A 15,883-nucleotide genomic window follows, 5' to 3' on the forward strand; every position below is an offset into this window, starting at 1 on the left:
CCGCGGTGACAAGCCTAGTTCTTCTCCAAAAATCCCTGTTCATCTGCACTTAGGTTGTGCGTCAGTTCCTCCGCTAATTCAGGGTTGCGCTCGACCAACGCGGCGGCATCAGCATGCGTGCGCTCGACGATGTCCCGGTCATTGATGAGGTCCAGCAACTTCAGCGTGCGCTTCGTACCGGATTGCAGTGTTCCCAAGATATCGCCTTCGTGGCGTTGCTGTAGGTCGAGCTCAGCTAGGTCAAAACCAGATGGCGTATCCGCGATAGCTTTGATACGCCGGAAAGACTTGCTATTAGGCTCAGCCGTCGTGTGCAGCAGGCACACCGATTCATTGCCGCCGCGTCCCACGCGCCCGCGCAACTGGTGCAGCTGCGAGACTCCAAAGTTCTCCGATTCCCGGATCAGCATGACGGTGGCATTGGGAACATCGACGCCGACTTCAATGACCGTGGTGGCCACGAGGACATCAATCTCCCCGCGCGCGAAGCTCTCCATTACTTGGTCCTTATCGGGCATTTTGCCGTGGAGCATCTCCACTCGCAATCCGCGCAAGGGAAGGTTGCGCAGTTGGACCGACATGGTTTCCACACCGCCCTCTCCTTCAATCCGCGGGCAGACGATATAAGCCTGGTGACCCTTGCCTACCTCTTCACGGATGCGCTCGATGGCGCGGCGTACCCACTCCGGCTTCCATTCGGGAACCACCGCGGACAAGATAGGTTTGCGTCCACCGGGCAGCTCCTTGAGCGTCGATACCGCTAGATCACCGAACACCGTCATGGCAATCGTGCGCGGGATAGGTGTCGCAGTCATCACTAACAGGTGCGGGCTGGTTCCCTTCCGAGTTTTGGTGCGCAGGCTATCGCGCTGTTCGACGCCAAAGCGGTGCTGCTCATCCACGATGACGAGGCCCAAATCGAAGAATTCAACGCTGTCCTGGATGATGGCGTGGGTGCCAATCACGATATCGGCCTCGCCAGAGACAATCTCCAACAAAGCTTTGCGTTTCTCCGCCGTCTTCATCGAACCCGTTAGGACCGTGACGGTGACACCTTCGGGAACGCTGGCGCTAATCGACGCCCCATGCTGCGCCGCCAGTACCTCCGTCGGGGCAAGCAGTGCAGCTTGTTTTCCAGCATCAACCGCCTGCAGCATGGCACAGGTGGCAACGAGCGTTTTGCCTGAACCGACCTCACCTTGCAACAGCCGCATCATGGGCGCGGTGCCACACAGATCTGCGTCGATCTCGCCGATGACACGTCGTTGACCGTCAGTCAGCGCGAAGGGTAGCTCGCTGAGCAGCTCATCGCGGTAACCTTCCAGAATTGCCGGCATCGGGGTTGCCGTGCGCGCCTTGACATCGCGCTGACGCAAGGCCATAACTAGGCCCACCGATAGGGCCTCGTTGTACTTGAGGCGCTGGATAGCGCGCTCCGGGCCATTATCACCCGGTTCGTGGATCTCGCGCACGGCTTGATCCAGCGTCACCATCATCCGATAGTCCAGCGGCTCCGGGATCGGTGGGGTGTGCTCGAGCACTTTATGGATAGCGCCCATGATGTACCACGACGTCACCTTTCCGCTAGCCGGGTACACGGGAATCCATTCGCGCTGCAGGAAGGTCTCCAGCGAGCCGAACTGGGAGAGCTTCTTCAGCGAACCTGTCCCCTGCCCAGTAGTGCTATCCAGCAGGGACTCCTGATAGCGGCCGGGGTCGAGGATGAGAAAATCGGGGTGCTGCAAGCTGGGGTATCCCCGGAAGTATTTCAGCTTGCCGGAGAGCATGACGCGCATGCCGCGCCCCAGCACGCGCTGCACGTAGTGCGCATTGAAAAAGGAGGCCTGGACTCCGCTATCCATGTAGAGGATAAACACCACGGCTTTAGATGTGTGTTTAACGCGGAGTTCTTCGATAACGCCAGTGATGGTGACGTGATCACCATCCTCAGCACCGCCGAGGCCCACGTCCTTATTGTGGCGGATGTAGTCGCGCGGATAGTGGCTGAGCAGCTCCCCGCACGTGGTGTATCCGAAGGCGCGCTTGAAAGCCGCGGCATCCTTCTTTGCCAAGATATCCGTCAGTGCGCGGTCATCCTGCCAGCCCAGCATGGTCTACTCCACCCCAATCTCAGTGCGCAGTCCAGGCACGTGCAGAACCACGACATCAACCCCCAACTCTCGGGCTAACTCGTCTTCCTCTAGCTCAAGGCCAGTCAGCACCGTGATCTGCTCGCCGCCATAGCCCAGTTGAGTACGACATGCCGCTAGAATCCCAGCCACGTTTTCTCTATCTGGGTAGGCTACCCGCATGGAACGGGCAGCGTCCTTCATCGCGGCGAGCACGTCGTCGGTGTGCGCGGAACTCGGCGCATAAACCGAGAGCGCCGCCAGCCCGGCTACCAGGGAATCGGTCGGAATGACAGTAGCCTTGCCCGGGTCACCACCGCAGCCATTGGGCAAGAAAAGATCTCCCTCCCCGGCGCTTTGCAGTTCTTCGCCGGGCTTGACGACGTCCGCCCCCGCCTTCTCAAAAAGCTCCCGCGCTGCCTCTTCAGGCACCGCGGCAAAGATACGCCGCTGTGCTCCCCCACCACCACCAGAATCTTGGCAGCTGGCCGCCTGACCCGTCTGCGGTAGCGCTTCGAGCCGCAGGTTGCTGACCTTTCCCAGGGAATAGGCCTTTTCGATCACGGTCCCCGCCTCAGCGCTATGGATGTGCACGCTGGCGGAGGTTTCCGTCGCCCGTGCAATGACGAGACTATTGCCCAGCGGAGCCAAGGTCTCTTCGATGTCGCCCAGGTTTCCCTCAAAGAAGAAGATGGTTTCGATCTCTGCGAGCTCTTCTCCTGCCTGTGGCTCCCGCACGGCAGGCTCCTCGGAGTGAAGTAGCACCGACTCCGTCAGGGGTTGGCTGGCGGGATCGTGCCCTGTGACCTGAGTGAGCAAGCACTCGAGCAAAATTACGAAGCCGGTTCCACCGGCATCCACAACGCCGGCTTCGCGCAGGGCCGATAGCTGCGAGGGGGTCTCAGCAAGGGCCTTCCGTGCGGCCTCGACCGCTGCGAGCAAGATGCCGTGAAGCTCGGCCCCAGGCTGCTCGGCAGCCTGATTGGCGGCGATGGCCGCGGCTCGCAACACGGTAATAATCGTTCCTTCCACCGGTGCGGCAAGCGCGCGGTCCACCAAAGTGACAGCCAAGGTCAAAGCATCGGCGAGTACCGCACCGTCCACGCGCGAATCCGTCGTGGCATCGGCAACCCCCCGCAGCACTTGGGAGAGCACCATCCCCGAATTGCCGCGGGCGCCGCGCACTGAGCCGATGGCCAGGGCTTCGGCCACGTCCACCTCGCCCTTATTGGCCTCCGCCAATGCGGACTCCATGGTGTGCGCCATGTTGGATCCCGTGTCGGAATCGGGCACTGGGAAAACGTTGAGGGCATTGATCTCGGCGCGGCGGCGCTGCAGCTCCTCCACGGTTCGGGCGGCCCACTCGTGGAGGCCACGAGCATCCAACTCAGCGGGATATGACATGCTGGCTAGTCTACAAGCGCCAGTCCACCGCGGGGACGCCACGGGCCTCTAAAGCCGCATTGGCCCGGGAAAAGGGACGCGACCCGAAGAATCCACGCCGCGCTGACAGCGGCGAAGGATGCGGGGAGGTAATGCACTCTGTACCGGGCAGGAAAGCTTGGCAGGCTTGGGCATCGCGGCCCCATAGAATGGCCACGATATCGCGCCCCGCCAGTGCTCTGATGGCGGCCTCGGTAATCGCTTCCCACCCGAGCCTGCGGTGTGAACCGGCCTGGCCCGGGGCCACGGTAAGCACTCGGTTGAGCAGCAGCACTCCTTGCTCAAACCAGGCCCGTAGATCACCATCAGCGCGGCCGGGGATGCCGAGGTCGTCGCCAAGCTCGGCGTAGATATTCTTCAACGAACGCGGGGCCGGCACGCCCGATCGCGTGGAGAAGGACAAACCCATGGCATGCCCCGGCGTGGGATAGGGGTCCTGGCCCACGATGAGCACCCGCACGTCCTCGAGCGGCATAGACAGGGCGGCGAATACATTCTCGGCGGGCGGCAGGAACTCTGCGCCAATCTCGCGCTCAATGCGTGGAAGGTTTTCCTCCAGTGCCTGCCGGATGTAAGGCATCCACGAGTAGTGAATGTGAGAGGTATCAATGTGGCTCACGCGAATCCCTCCCAGCCCTCGCTATAGCGCGGCTCCTCTCCGTCAATGGTCACGCCGCTACCGCGCATCACCCGACCAATTTCCCGGAAACCGGAGGGAGGGGCCTTGTACGTGGTAGCCAACAGCGTGTGGTCCTCGCCGCCGGTTAAGACCCATTCCCAAGGATCGATATCGAGCACCGCGCCGGCGGCAGCCAGCAGCGGGTCAGGGGCAATCGCTCCACGGTCAAGGTCGATGTGCACCCCGGAACGCCCAGCTAAGTGTCCTATATCGCGCACGAGGCCATCCGAGTTATCCGTCATCGAGGTCGAACCGGTTGCCCGCGCGATGACACCACGCCCCGGGGTGAGGGAGGGAGCGCAGTGGGCGTCGACCAAAGGCCAGAATTCTTCTAACTCCGGCGGCAATGCGCGGCCATAGCGTTGCAACAGTGCCAGGCCCGCCCCGGAATACCCAATCTTGCCGTGTGCTACCAACTTCTGGCCCGCCCGGGCACCATCCAGAGTCAGCGCTGCACCACTTCCACCCAGGGAGCCTAACGCCGTGACGTTGATGACCAAGCTCTCACTGCGGGTCAGATCTCCGCCTACGAGCTCCGCGTTATATACCGCGCAGCGCTCAGCGATACCCTGCGCAATCCCCCGCACGAAGTCCACCGAGGTATCTCCCGGGGCGGCAATCGCCAGCAATGCCGCTGTAGGGCGCGCGCCCATTGCCTCAATATCCGCGAAGTTGCGCACAATGGCTTTCTGTCCGATCTCCGCGGCGGTGGACCAGTCCCGCCGGAAGTGCCGACCTTCCACCATCATGTCTGTCGCGGCCACCGTGCGCGAATTGGGTGCCGCCGGGTACAGCACTGCCGCATCGTCGCCGTTGAGCGCGCTCGGGGCTGCAGTGACAATCTCATGGATAACGTGCCGTTCACCGGCTTGATCGAGGGTATGGGACAAACCCACCGTCACGGACTCCTTTTCCTTGCGCGGGCTACACGCCACTCGTGCGCGCCGTCCGCGTTCGTTCTTCTCGGGCTATCAGCGATAGGATAAGCCCCTATGGATACCCAATTTAACCGCACCGCTATTTACATCTCACTCGGGATCTCCATCGCGATGGTCTTCGCGGTGATTTTTGGTGCCAAATACGTATTCACCAGCGCCGCGCAACAGCCAGTGGCGCTGCCTCCCACTCCCTCTGAGGCAGCGGACTCCCCCGAGTGTGCCGCTGTCGTCGATGCGCTGCCGGACAAGCTCATGGGTTACCCGCGCGTCGACTTGGTCGATCCTGCCCCGGCGGGCGCCGCCGCGTGGGCAAAGAACTCGGAGGACAAAGTAACGCTGCGCTGTGGTGTTGACCTGCCGCAGCAGTTTACCGACTACTCCCACACCGTCGAGTCCGACGGCGAATCGTGGCTACAGGTCCTCGACGCCACCCCCGGCTCCACCCTCTCGACGTGGTACAGCACCAAGCACACCCCCGCCATCGCGGTGACAACCTCCTCGGAGGAGGCCCATGATGACGCTCCAGAGGGGCTAGAAGCAGCCTTCCAGCAACTAGAAAAGAAGGCACAGAAGGCCAACCCAGCGCCGCTATCGCAGCTCAAGGCTGGACCGGATTCCATGTGTCCCGCTCTAGAAGAGGCCCTGCCGGAAACACTTGCAGAGGGCTATACGCGCCGCGCGGATGTGGGAGATAAGAACACCTGGGTTTATAGCGCACCGGGTCAGGAAGAGATTGTCGTGCGCTGCGGCGTGGCCTCTCCGGAGAACTACCGAGCAGGTGTTCAGCTCCAGCAGGTCAACGACGTCCCGTGGTTCGAAGACACCACGCTGGCGGAGGGCACCACGGCCGGCACATGGTTCGCGCTCGGCCGGGCGGAGGACCTCGCGTTGTCTGCCCCACAGGATGCTGCGAATTCCGCGCTGGTGCGGCTTAGCGACGCCCTCGTGGCAGCCACTCCCTCCCAGTAGGTGTGAGAGGCGCGGCCTACATCGTCACCCTAGGAACGCGCGAGGGCCGTCTGAATAAGGGTGTCGAGCAGCTCGGCATAACCTACCCCTTCCGCAGCAAAGACCTGCGGGTACATAGAAATCGGGGTGAAGCCGGGGAAGGTATTCACTTCGTTGATGCAGTAGGAATCATCACTGACGAAGAAATCCACGCGCGATAGGCCCGAGGCACCCAGCGCCCGGAAAGCCTCAATAGCGCGCTGTCGAAGTTCGGCGGTCAGCTCCTCACTCAACGGAGCAGGAATTGCTGCCGAGACGCCCTCGTCGATGTACTTGGCATCGAAATCATAAAAGCCTTCCTCAGACTCCGTGGTGCCCAAGAGCTTGGCGGGGACAGAGGCCTGGAGGCTGCCGTCGGGGCGTTCAAGAACTCCCACCTCCACCTCGGCGCCGCTGATTTCTGGTTCGATGAGGACCTTGTCATCGGATTCATAGGCCAGGGTTAGTGCTGCTTCAAGGTCTTCCCATGCGGAGACCTTGGACACACCGATGGAGGATCCGCCCCGCGCCGGCTTCACAAAGACGGGCAGGCCAAGGCGTTCCTTTTGGGCGTCATTAAGCGTGGCTTCCCCTGTGAGTACTTCTTGCGGCGCTACCGGAAGGCCTTCCGCGACCAGAAGCTTCTTGGTGAACTCCTTGTCCATTCCCACAGCCGAAGCCAATACGCCTGCGCCGACGTAGGGAATCCCGGAAAGTTCAAAGAGGCCCTGCACTGTGCCGTCTTCCCCATAGGGGCCGTGCAGAACTGGGACGATGACATCGACCTCTGTGTAGTGCTCGTGGCGGGTGACATTGTGGATGCGCCCACGCGTGGCAGGGTTGAGGGATAACGCCAGCTCATCGTGCAGTTCTACTTCGGGCAGCCGCCCGTCAACAATGTCGAGTCCCGCGCGGTTGCCCTGCGTCCAGGTGCCTTCCCGCGTGATGCCAATGGGCACGACTTCATACTTTTCCGGATCAAGGTGCTCCATGATTGCGCCGGCGGAAATGCACGACACCGAATGCTCGGAGCTGCGACCGCCGTACACAACGGCAACGCGCACAGGTTTCGCTTCAGTCATACCGAGCAACTTTACTCGGCTTTACTCAGCTTTCTTGGTGCGACCCATCAGAGCAACAATCATGTCGTCGACAGTCACCCCGCGGTGGCACACACCGTAGACCGCTTGGGTAATCGGCATCTCTACGTCTGCGCGCTGCGCCAACCGAAAGATGGAATCAGATGAGATAACGCCTTCCGCAACCTGCCCGTTGGTGGCGGCAGTTGCTTCCTCCAGCGTGCCACCCTGGCCGAGGCGATACCCAAAGGTGCGGTTACGCGACAGTGTCGAACTGCACGTCGCCACGAGGTCTCCCATGCCTGCTAGACCAGAGAAGGTGAACGGGTCCGCTCCCAGCTTCACTCCTAGGCGAGTAATCTCCGCGAGCCCGCGCGTGATGATGGTGGCCATGGTGTTGTTGCCTAACCCCTTACCCGCCGCCATGCCGCAGGCAAGTGCAATCACGTTTTTGCAGGCGCCGCCGATCTCCGCGCCGATGACATCGGTGTTGGTATAGGGCCGAAAATACGGTGCTGCGGCGGCATGTTGCACGGCCTCGGCACGGGCAGCATCGCTGCAGGCAATCACCGTGGCTGCTGGTTGCTCCTGGGCCACCTCCTTGGCTAGGTTGGGCCCAGAGAGGACCGCGATACGGTCGGAGGAGACACCGGCGGCGTCTGCGATAACTTCGCTCATTAGGTTGAGTGTGGCCTTCTCCACGCCTTTAGAGATCGACACCAAGGTCGCGTCCTCAGGCAAGAGTGGCGCCCACTTTTCCAGGTTTCCGCGCAGCGTCTGGGAGGGAACGCCGAAGATCACAATATCCGCGGCCTGCAGCGTTGTTGCCGGCTCTGTGGAGGCCTTAATCGACTCAGGAAGCGGGAGTTCTGGGAGGTAATCCGGATTCTCGTGGCGCGTGTTGATGGCATTCGCCAATTCCTCGCGGCGCGCCCACAAGCGGACGTCGTTGCCGGCGTCAGCAAAGACTTTTGCCAGCGTGGTTCCCCACGAGCCTGCCCCCATTACTGCCACGTTTGCCATGTGCCACCTCACTCTAGATTCCTCTGCATTGGCTTTTCCCATTAAAGCACGCCTGGCATTCCTGCACGCTCGGCGCGTAAGGCTGCATCGCGACGGCGAGTGGAGGAAGATAGAGAAGGTTGAAAGCTACCGGCGCAAAAGGAGCAGCATGCCCAAGGCAAAGAACATGCACGAGACGGACAAAGACATTCGCTCGGAAGTCTTCATTTCCGGACGCCACCAGGAGATCCCCGTCGATCCGGCAGAAGAATTCAAGCGCACGACGCTTGCCGCCGGCGCGGTTCTCTGGCGTGGCGACCCGCACGATCCGGAGGTTGCACTTATCCACCGCCCCCACTATGACGATTGGTCGCTGCCCAAGGGCAAGGTCGATCCGGGCGAATCGCTCCCCGCGACCGCCGCGCGCGAGATCTTCGAGGAAACCGGTTACTCCGTGCGCCTAGGCAAGCTCATCGGCAAGGTGGCCTACCCGGTGCAAGGCCGCACGAAGGTGGTCTACTACTGGCTGGCCCGTGTACTCGACGGTGAGTACACCCCGAATGAAGAGACCGATGAGCTGCGTTGGATGAAGATCGCCGAGGCCAGCTCATTACTCTCCTACGACGTTGATGCCCAGGTGCTAGGCAAGGCACACAAGCGTCTGCGCCTTGCGCCTACGACCCGCGTTCTTTATGTGCGCCATGCACGCGCACACCAGCGCCGCTCGTGGGAAGGCGATGATGACCTGCGCCCGCTGGATAAAAAGGGGCGCCGCCAAGCGGAGATGCTCGTGCCGATGCTCACGCCATTTCATCCGACCGCCATTTATAGCGCTCCGCCGCAGCGTTGCCAGCACACCGCTGCCCGGCTGGCCGATGAACTCGGCATGGACATCGCCGTGAATAAAGCATTCGGCGATGATGTCTTTGCTGAATCGCCCGACGACGCACGCGCCGCCTTCCAGCGCGTGGTCGACGGCGGCGGTGTTCCGGTTATCGTCAGCCAAGGGCTGACCATCCCCGGCATCATCGAGTCCTACGCGCCGAAGTTCCTTAAAAAGTCGATCGATGAGCTCAAGTTCAAGAAGGCTTCGGTATGGGTTCTTTCCTTCAACGACGGTGAGCTTACCGGGGCGGACTACTTGGCTAGCCCGCTTCCTGTGCGCTAAGTACGGCATCGCCGCCGTCTCTCAGGAACTTCAGTGCTGCCCTGCTGTCTTATTCCCACCGCGCTGCAGGGCGGCGCTGCATAGCGCGAGTGAAAAGGACCATCCCGAGCGCCCAGATCGGATAGGCGGCAAGGAAGCCGACTATGGGAATAAAGACAAGCAAGCTCGCGATGAGGGAGCAGACCAAGATAAAGAGCAGCGACTGCCCTAGATTCTCCATGACCAGGTTGAGGGCCTCTCGGAAGCAGTCCATGAGAGGCTTATCAGGGTTATCCGCCTTAATCACGGGCGCAGGCCACAGAAGCGCAAAGAGAATCAGACCAGGGAAGCCGCCCGCAATAGATCCGAGCATTACCAAAATAAAGAAGCAGGCATAGACGCCGGCGCAACCACTCAGCTGGGCAAACCTGAAGTAGTCGCGGAAGGTGACCTTCTCCCCATCTGCGATCTTCCGGGAACCATTAAAGAGGTTCGCCATCAGCCAGAAAAGATAAGCGAAGGCCACTAGCCCCATGACAACCATGAGCGGGATCCCCACGGTAGGTACCAAAGGCTCAATGTCCGTGCCGCTTTCTTCCATTGCTGCGAAGATACCGCCTACAGCGGTACTCGGAACAAGAAGAAGAGCAAAAGTGATGATCAAATGCACCAGCATGGCCAACATCCCTGGCACAGGCTGCTTCAGGTAGCCCTTGAATGATTGGCCCACAATATCCATGGCGTCGATGGGTTGGGCGGGAGCCCCGCCTGGTGGATTTCCAGCCCAGGCACCAGGCTGGCGCGCCCCGTAGCTGCCGGACTGCTGGTAACCGTAGTTCCCTGGCTGTTGATAGCCATACCCCTGATAGCCATACCCCGCGGTGTCGTGATTGTCATAGCTGCCATACCCGCCGGCGCCGCCGAACTGATTGCCGCTGTCCCCGCTAGAGCTTTGATAAGGATTGCTCATGCCGAGGATGTTAACGCCGATATGTGTCCGGCGCCACAGGAGGCGGGGAATGCTCCCACGCCTCCATTGCTCACGTTAAGATGCTACGACGCGGGGCTTGAACGCGGGGCGCGCGGATTCGAAAGCCTCGATATCGGCCTCATTGCGCAGGGTCAGGCCAATATCATCGAGCCCCTCCATAAGGCGCCAGCGAGTGTAATCATCGATCTCAAAGGTGTAGCTGTTGCCGCCGACGCTAACCGTGCGCGCTTCCAGATCCACGGTGGTCTCGGTCTCGCCGGCCTCCAACTGTTTCCAGATGAGCTCGATGTCTTCTTGTTCCATGAGCCCCGTCAGCAGGCCAGCCTTTCCGGAATTGCCGCGGAAAATATCGGCGAAGCGTGAAGAAAACACCGCCTTGAATCCATACTCGGCAAGCGCCCATACTGCGTGCTCACGGGAGGACCCGGTACCAAAGTCCGGCCCCGCGAAAAGCACAGAGCCTTCCCTGAACGGTTCCTCGTTGAGAATGAAGTGCTCGTCGCTGCGCCAGTTAGAAAACAGACCGTCGGCAAAGCCGGTGCGTTTAACGGACTTCAGGTAGCGCGCCGGAATAATCTGGTCAGTGTCCACATTGGATACTCGCAGCGGAACGCCGATGCCAGTATGAGTAACGAATTTCTCCATTGTCTTCTCCCTTTCCTTAAGCGCCGGCCACGGCGGCATCGTCGATATCTGCTGGTGCGGCCAGGTGACCCAAGACTGCTGTCGCCGCGGCAACGGCCGGGGACACTAGGTGGGTACGGCCACCGGGGCCCTGGCGGCCCTCAAAGTTGCGGTTGCTTGTCGACGCCGAGCGCTCCCCCGGCTTCAGCTGGTCTGGGTTCATACCCAGGCACATCGAGCAACCAGCGGTGCGCCATTCAGCGCCAAAATCAGTGAAAATCTTATCCAGGCCTTCTTCTTCGGCCTGCGCCTTCACCACGGCGGAAGAGGGAACCACCATCATGCGGGTATCAGCCGCGATACTGCGCCCTTTGACTACCTCAGCGGCTGCGCGCAGGTCTTCGATGCGAGCGTTCGTGCAGGATCCCAGGAAGACAGTGTCGATCTGGATATCGCGAAGCGGCGTGCCAGGCTCCAGGTCCATGTACGCCAAGGCCTTCTCGACTGCAGCCTTCTCACCGTCGTCACCGCACTCCTCCGGGTCGGGCACCACAGCGCTCAGCGGCAGGCCCTGTCCCGGGTTCGTGCCCCAAGTGACAAACGGGGTGAGGGCGGAGCCGTCGATCTCCACGACGGTATCGAACTCGGCGCCTTCGTCAGTCGGCAGCGTCTTCCAGTAGTCAACCGCTGCGTCCCAGTCTTCGCCCTGCGGGGCGAACTCGCGGCCCTTGACGTACTCAAAGGTGGTTTCATCCGGAGCCACCATACCCGCGCGGGCACCAGCCTCGATGGACATGTTACAGATCGTCATGCGCGCTTCCATCGACATTTTGCGAATGGCCTCGCCGCGGTACTCGATAATGTGGCCCTGGCCGCCGCCAGTGCCAATCTTGGCGATGATAGCCAGAATCAAGTCCTTGGCCGAAACACCTTCCGCCAGCTCTCCGCTAACCTCGATAGCCATGGTCTTGAAAGGCTTGAGCGAAAGCGTCTGGGTGGCCATGACGTGCTCAACCTCGGAGGTACCGATGCCCATGGCGATGGAGCCGAAGGCGCCATGCGTCGAGGTGTGCGAGTCACCACACACAATGGTCATGCCAGGCTGGGTAATTCCTAGCTGCGGGCCTACGGTGTGAACGATGCCTTGCTGAGCATCACCCATCGAATGCAAGCGCACACCGAACTCTTCACAGTTCTTGCGCAGGGTAGATACCTGCGTGCGGGAGACCTCATCTTTAATTTCTAAAAGGTTGCCGGTCTTAATTCCGACGGTGGGCACGTTATGGTCTTCAGTGGCCAAGTGCAGCTCTGGATGACGCATCCTGCGACCGGCCAGGCGAAGACCATCGAAAGCCTGGGGGCTGGTAACTTCGTGCAGGAGCTGAAAGTCAATATAGATAAGATCGGGCTCGCCGCCCTCGCCCTTGCGCACAACGTGGTCGCGCCATACCTTCTCTGCGAGTGTCAGTTTCTCAGTCATGTATCTCTCCACTTGAAATCTCAATTAATGGGACGTAGATTTCATTATATGGGAGAGTATAGCGCAGTATCAGGAATTAAGGTATTGGATCGCGCAGTAGCCATCATGATGGCCGCGACCAACCGCCCCTCCACACTCAATGAGCTGTGTGAGACCACCGGCCTACCCCGGGCAACCGCACACCGTCTCGCCACAGCGCTCGAGGCACACCGCATCCTTACCCGCACGCCCGACGGTAAGTGGGGTGCGGGTCCCGCCCTTCCCGGCAACCGGGATCGAATCATCGAGACCGCCGGCCCCATCATGGAGGAGCTTCTCGACGCCACTGGCGAATCCGTCCAGCTATACGAACTCTCGGGAACCACCCGCACCTGCATTGCCACGCGCGAGCCAGAAATTGGACTACACAACGTGGTCCCTGTAGGCCGCCAGCTCCCGCTCACCTCTGGCTCCGCCGCTAGAATCTTCGCAGCTTTTGCCGATGTACACGTTGAAGATGCCATTTTCAGCGAGCACGATGTCGAGCTCGCACGCACCAACGGTTATTCCGAATCCATCGAGGAACGCGAGTCCAACCTCGCCTCCATCTCCGCACCAGTTTTCGACGGCGCCGGAAACTTCATCGCCGCGCTCTCCATTTCTGGTTCGGCCGAGCGCTTCCGTCCCTCCCCAGCGGAGAAATTTGCGGATGTACTGGTCAGCGCTTCCAACCGGCTGAGCGCCGCCCTTTCCAACAGCGCACCGAACAATGGCAACCGCTAAGACCGCCGACGGCTAGGCCTGCAAACTCCGCCCCCAGATACCTCTAAATACTCAAACCAAAATACATTGCGAGGCCACGCAGTCCTTCTGGGCCCGCGCTGCTTGTCGAGGACAACGCCTCACCCTTTTCCTGCGCCACCCGGATTGGATTTCCTGGTTCCCGGTTGGGACGTCGCGGTACCCAACCTTGGTGCGGCAAGCGCGCCAGTTCATCCGCGTGTGGCATCCGTGCATAGTTTGAGAAAATTACCGTCCGGCCTTCTCGATTGGTCTGGGTAATCCCCTGGTAAATACCCACCACACCTGGCTGCCCTGGAACGGAGACTGCTCCACCGCTATCCCCTGGTGCCAGCGACACGTCGACCGCATAGTTCATTCCAGGAAAGAGGCCTGGCCCCCGCACCGCAGTACCGCATTGACGCGACGTGGCCTGCCCGTCGAAGCACACAGCTGCTCCTTCGCCTGGGACCGGTGCCATGCCATCCCCTGTCAGGGGGTTTCCGGCCGAGTACGTTCCGCCGGCGAACTGAATATAGGCCAAGTCATGCCCTGCCGCCCCAGAAGGCTTGAACCAACGCAAGGTTCCTACGTGCTGGCCCGCTTCGTTATACATCTGCTCCCCGTTGAGACCGCAGTGGGCCGAGGTCCACGCCCGGCTAGCCTCAACATAACCGACACTACACAAGGTGCCATCAGCAGCAGCAACCTTTTGCCCCTGCCTCACCGGCACACCCTCGGCAGCCGTTGCGGGGGTAGCAAGAGCAATGGCTAGCGAGCATGCACCAACCACAGAACCAAGGCCGGAAGCAAAAAGCGAAAGGCGACGCTGAGGAGACTTATTCATCATACTTTCACTCTAGCCTGTTTCACCCCACATACACCTCACGCCCCGCACGTCACTCTACTAACACCCCCTAGCACCCCCCACTAATGAAACTGAGTTGAAAACACGCTTTACTGACAGTGGCAGCTACTGAAAACTGATTGAAAATCCCCAGCCTTTCAAGGAGGAGTCATGACCCACACCATTCACGACGAGCACACGCACACCCACGGCGAAGGCTGTGGCCACGTCGCATTCCCGCACGGCGATCACACTGACTACGTCCACGATGGCCACATCCACCGCGAGCATGAAGGCCACTGGGACGAGTGCGAGACATCCGAGCACACCGTTCACGAGGGCCACGACCACGAGCACGGCGAAGGCTGCGGCCACGTAGCCGTCCCGCACGGCGATCACGTGGACTACCTGCACGATGGCCACCGCCACGCAGCGCATGATGGCCACTGGGATTGCCACTAAGAGCACTCCGGATTCCGTTTTTCTGAGCTGCCTAGCCCGCGCCCACGATGCCGGGCTTGGGCAGCTCTCCCCGTTTTCTCCAGCGCATCTCGGCGCATCCCGTTAGGGTGGAACTTATGACTTCCACGCGCACCCTCCGACCCGTCGCAGCTTTTGCAGCCATAGCCACCGCCGGTGTTTTAACGGTTGGATGCTCCACGTCATCCGACATGGCAGCATCGTCAGGCCCGGGCGAAGTATCGGGTGAGCCAACTTTCGAGAACACATACCCAGCCTTTCAGCCGCTCAATGATGACGCTGAACTTCACGTTCCCAACTCCGCCGACGAAGGAGCCCCATCCGGCCCCGAACCGACATTGCCCGGCACCGCAGCCGATCAGCCTGGGGGCCAGCCTCAACAGCCGGATACTCAAGCGCAGAGTGTGCAAGGGGCCCAACCAGGCGCAGGCCAGCACCAGACCGCTCAGGCTGCAAAGATGTCCACCTACAATAGCCTCTCCGGACAGCTTCCCCAAGGCGAAGCCAACGGCGCAGCAGTCAACGTTCACGGCACACCCGCCACGGTGTGCCAGATGGGCGATGGCTATAACATCGCCTTCGTCATGGCCGGCGCAAACACTAGTTGCGATTTTGCGCGCTCCACAGCCGGCCGCTTGATGACCTTAGCCCCAAGCTCCCAGGATGACCTCCGCGCCTATATCCCCGCACAGGTAACCGTCAACAGCTCGGTCACACAGCAGAACTACTCATTGACGTGCAACATTGATGAGCACGAGGTGATTCGCTGCACGGGCGGTAATAGCGCTGAAGTCCTCATTGTCTAGACTCCAGACCGCTAACCCATAACCCGATCAGGAAAGAGGGCGACAGCTATATAGCTTGTCGCCCTCTTTATTTGTACCCCGTACGGGATTTGAACCCGTGTTACCGGCGTGAGAGGCCGGCGTCCTAGGCCGCTAGACGAACGGGGCTCGCTTAGCTGTCCGTTTCGGACTTGCTAAACACTATAGGATCCCCGAAAGATTGCACAAATCGGCAGGTAACGGACCCTTTTTACACAGATAAAATCCCGAACCTCGTTGCCACTTATGGCTGCGATGTAAACTTCGACTCTCAAGGCCTAGGTGCGGATCGAATCAGTGGTTATTCCGCTGGCGTGCCGTTGGCTGCTGGGGCCGGAGCACTAGTTAGTCATCGCTGGAGGTTCGGGAGGACACGTGCGCTAACAGCATGCGATGCAAGGCTCCTACTTCGCTCGAGTGTTGGCTTTAAGAAGTTGTGGATTATGGCGATGCCGCCTTGTATTATCTGCTAGA

The 15,883-nt window shown here is 60.6% G+C and carries 15 protein-coding genes and 1 tRNA gene; 5 read left to right on the plus strand and 11 right to left on the minus strand.

The window, feature by feature from the left end:
- Nucleotides 1-14: 14 nt before the first annotated feature.
- The 4 genes from HMPREF2996_RS04540 to HMPREF2996_RS04555 are packed head-to-tail and all read right to left on the minus strand — an operon-like array spanning nucleotide 15 to nucleotide 5,153.
- A complete protein-coding gene (locus HMPREF2996_RS04540) occupies nucleotides 15-2,111 on the minus strand; it encodes an ATP-dependent DNA helicase RecG (protein ID WP_070718563.1) in 2,097 nt (698 codons plus the stop codon).
- Between the two features lie 3 nt (nucleotides 2,112-2,114).
- Nucleotides 2,115-3,533, minus strand: a complete 1,419-nt coding sequence (locus HMPREF2996_RS04545) for a DAK2 domain-containing protein (RefSeq protein ID WP_070710592.1) — start codon at nucleotides 3,531-3,533, stop codon at nucleotides 2,115-2,117.
- 10 nt (nucleotides 3,534-3,543) lie between these two features.
- A complete protein-coding gene (locus tag HMPREF2996_RS04550) occupies nucleotides 3,544-4,152 on the minus strand; it encodes a uracil-DNA glycosylase (protein ID WP_201829587.1) in 609 nt (202 codons plus the stop codon).
- Between the two features lie 35 nt (nucleotides 4,153-4,187).
- Nucleotides 4,188-5,153: a thiamine-phosphate kinase gene (locus HMPREF2996_RS04555; RefSeq protein ID WP_141754766.1), complete on the minus strand. Its 966-nt coding sequence runs from the start codon at nucleotides 5,151-5,153 to the stop codon at nucleotides 4,188-4,190.
- Between the two features lie 90 nt (nucleotides 5,154-5,243).
- Between HMPREF2996_RS04555 and HMPREF2996_RS04560 the strand changes: the two genes are divergently transcribed.
- Complete coding sequence (locus HMPREF2996_RS04560) at nucleotides 5,244-6,158, plus strand: DUF3515 domain-containing protein (protein WP_070718572.1); 915 nt, start codon at nucleotides 5,244-5,246, stop codon at nucleotides 6,156-6,158.
- A 29-nt stretch (nucleotides 6,159-6,187) separates the two neighbouring features.
- On the opposite strand, the gene HMPREF2996_RS04565 is transcribed toward HMPREF2996_RS04560, so the two are convergent.
- Both HMPREF2996_RS04565 and HMPREF2996_RS04570 read right to left on the minus strand, forming a co-directional pair.
- Entirely contained in the window at nucleotides 6,188-7,258 is a 1,071-nt protein-coding gene (locus HMPREF2996_RS04565) for a D-alanine--D-alanine ligase family protein (protein ID WP_070718575.1), read from the minus strand.
- Nucleotides 7,259-7,279: 21 nt separating this feature from the next.
- Nucleotides 7,280-8,278 carry an NAD(P)H-dependent glycerol-3-phosphate dehydrogenase gene (locus HMPREF2996_RS04570; protein ID WP_070643396.1) on the minus strand — a complete coding sequence of 333 codons (999 nt, stop codon included), beginning with the start codon at nucleotides 8,276-8,278 and terminating at the stop codon, nucleotides 7,280-7,282.
- Between the two features lie 148 nt (nucleotides 8,279-8,426).
- Between HMPREF2996_RS04570 and HMPREF2996_RS04575 the strand changes: the two genes are divergently transcribed.
- Nucleotides 8,427-9,425, plus strand: coding sequence for an NUDIX hydrolase (locus HMPREF2996_RS04575; protein ID WP_070730312.1), 999 nt, complete (start codon nucleotides 8,427-8,429; stop codon nucleotides 9,423-9,425).
- 49 nt (nucleotides 9,426-9,474) lie between these two features.
- Here the strand turns inward: HMPREF2996_RS04575 and HMPREF2996_RS04580 are convergent, their stop codons facing one another.
- From HMPREF2996_RS04580 to leuC, 3 genes are all read right to left on the minus strand, one after another.
- Nucleotides 9,475-10,374, minus strand: a complete 900-nt coding sequence (locus tag HMPREF2996_RS04580; protein ID WP_070730314.1) for an EI24 domain-containing protein — start codon at nucleotides 10,372-10,374, stop codon at nucleotides 9,475-9,477.
- A gap of 75 nt (nucleotides 10,375-10,449) precedes the next feature.
- Nucleotides 10,450-11,040, minus strand: a complete 591-nt coding sequence (gene leuD, locus HMPREF2996_RS04585; RefSeq protein WP_070710587.1) for a 3-isopropylmalate dehydratase small subunit — start codon at nucleotides 11,038-11,040, stop codon at nucleotides 10,450-10,452.
- A gap of 16 nt (nucleotides 11,041-11,056) precedes the next feature.
- Complete coding sequence (leuC, locus tag HMPREF2996_RS04590; protein ID WP_070730316.1) at nucleotides 11,057-12,499, minus strand: 3-isopropylmalate dehydratase large subunit; 1,443 nt, start codon at nucleotides 12,497-12,499, stop codon at nucleotides 11,057-11,059.
- Nucleotides 12,500-12,547: 48 nt separating this feature from the next.
- On the opposite strand from leuC, the gene HMPREF2996_RS04595 reads away from it, so the two are divergent.
- Nucleotides 12,548-13,261: an IclR family transcriptional regulator gene (locus HMPREF2996_RS04595; RefSeq protein WP_070445015.1), complete on the plus strand. Its 714-nt coding sequence runs from the start codon at nucleotides 12,548-12,550 to the stop codon at nucleotides 13,259-13,261.
- 43 nt (nucleotides 13,262-13,304) lie between these two features.
- On the opposite strand, the gene HMPREF2996_RS12430 is transcribed toward HMPREF2996_RS04595, so the two are convergent.
- Nucleotides 13,305-14,108: a chymotrypsin family serine protease gene (locus tag HMPREF2996_RS12430; RefSeq protein ID WP_083276436.1), complete on the minus strand. Its 804-nt coding sequence runs from the start codon at nucleotides 14,106-14,108 to the stop codon at nucleotides 13,305-13,307.
- Nucleotides 14,109-14,276: 168 nt separating this feature from the next.
- Here HMPREF2996_RS12430 and HMPREF2996_RS12435 point away from each other — a divergent pair, with 168 nt between their 5' ends.
- Together HMPREF2996_RS12435 and HMPREF2996_RS04605 are read left to right on the plus strand one after the other, a co-directional pair.
- Nucleotides 14,277-14,567 carry a hypothetical protein gene (locus HMPREF2996_RS12435; protein WP_083313780.1) on the plus strand — a complete coding sequence of 97 codons (291 nt, stop codon included), beginning with the start codon at nucleotides 14,277-14,279 and terminating at the stop codon, nucleotides 14,565-14,567.
- A 116-nt stretch (nucleotides 14,568-14,683) separates the two neighbouring features.
- Entirely contained in the window at nucleotides 14,684-15,391 is a 708-nt protein-coding gene (locus HMPREF2996_RS04605; protein WP_236659275.1) for a hypothetical protein, read from the plus strand.
- 74 nt (nucleotides 15,392-15,465) lie between these two features.
- On the opposite strand, the gene HMPREF2996_RS04610 is transcribed toward HMPREF2996_RS04605, so the two are convergent.
- Nucleotides 15,466-15,538: transfer RNA gene (locus HMPREF2996_RS04610), tRNA-Glu, on the minus strand.
- Nucleotides 15,539-15,883: the final 345 nt, after the last annotated feature.

The organism is Corynebacterium sp. HMSC066C02 (assembly GCF_001814945.1).
Lineage (GTDB): Bacteria > Actinomycetota > Actinomycetes > Mycobacteriales > Mycobacteriaceae > Corynebacterium > Corynebacterium aurimucosum.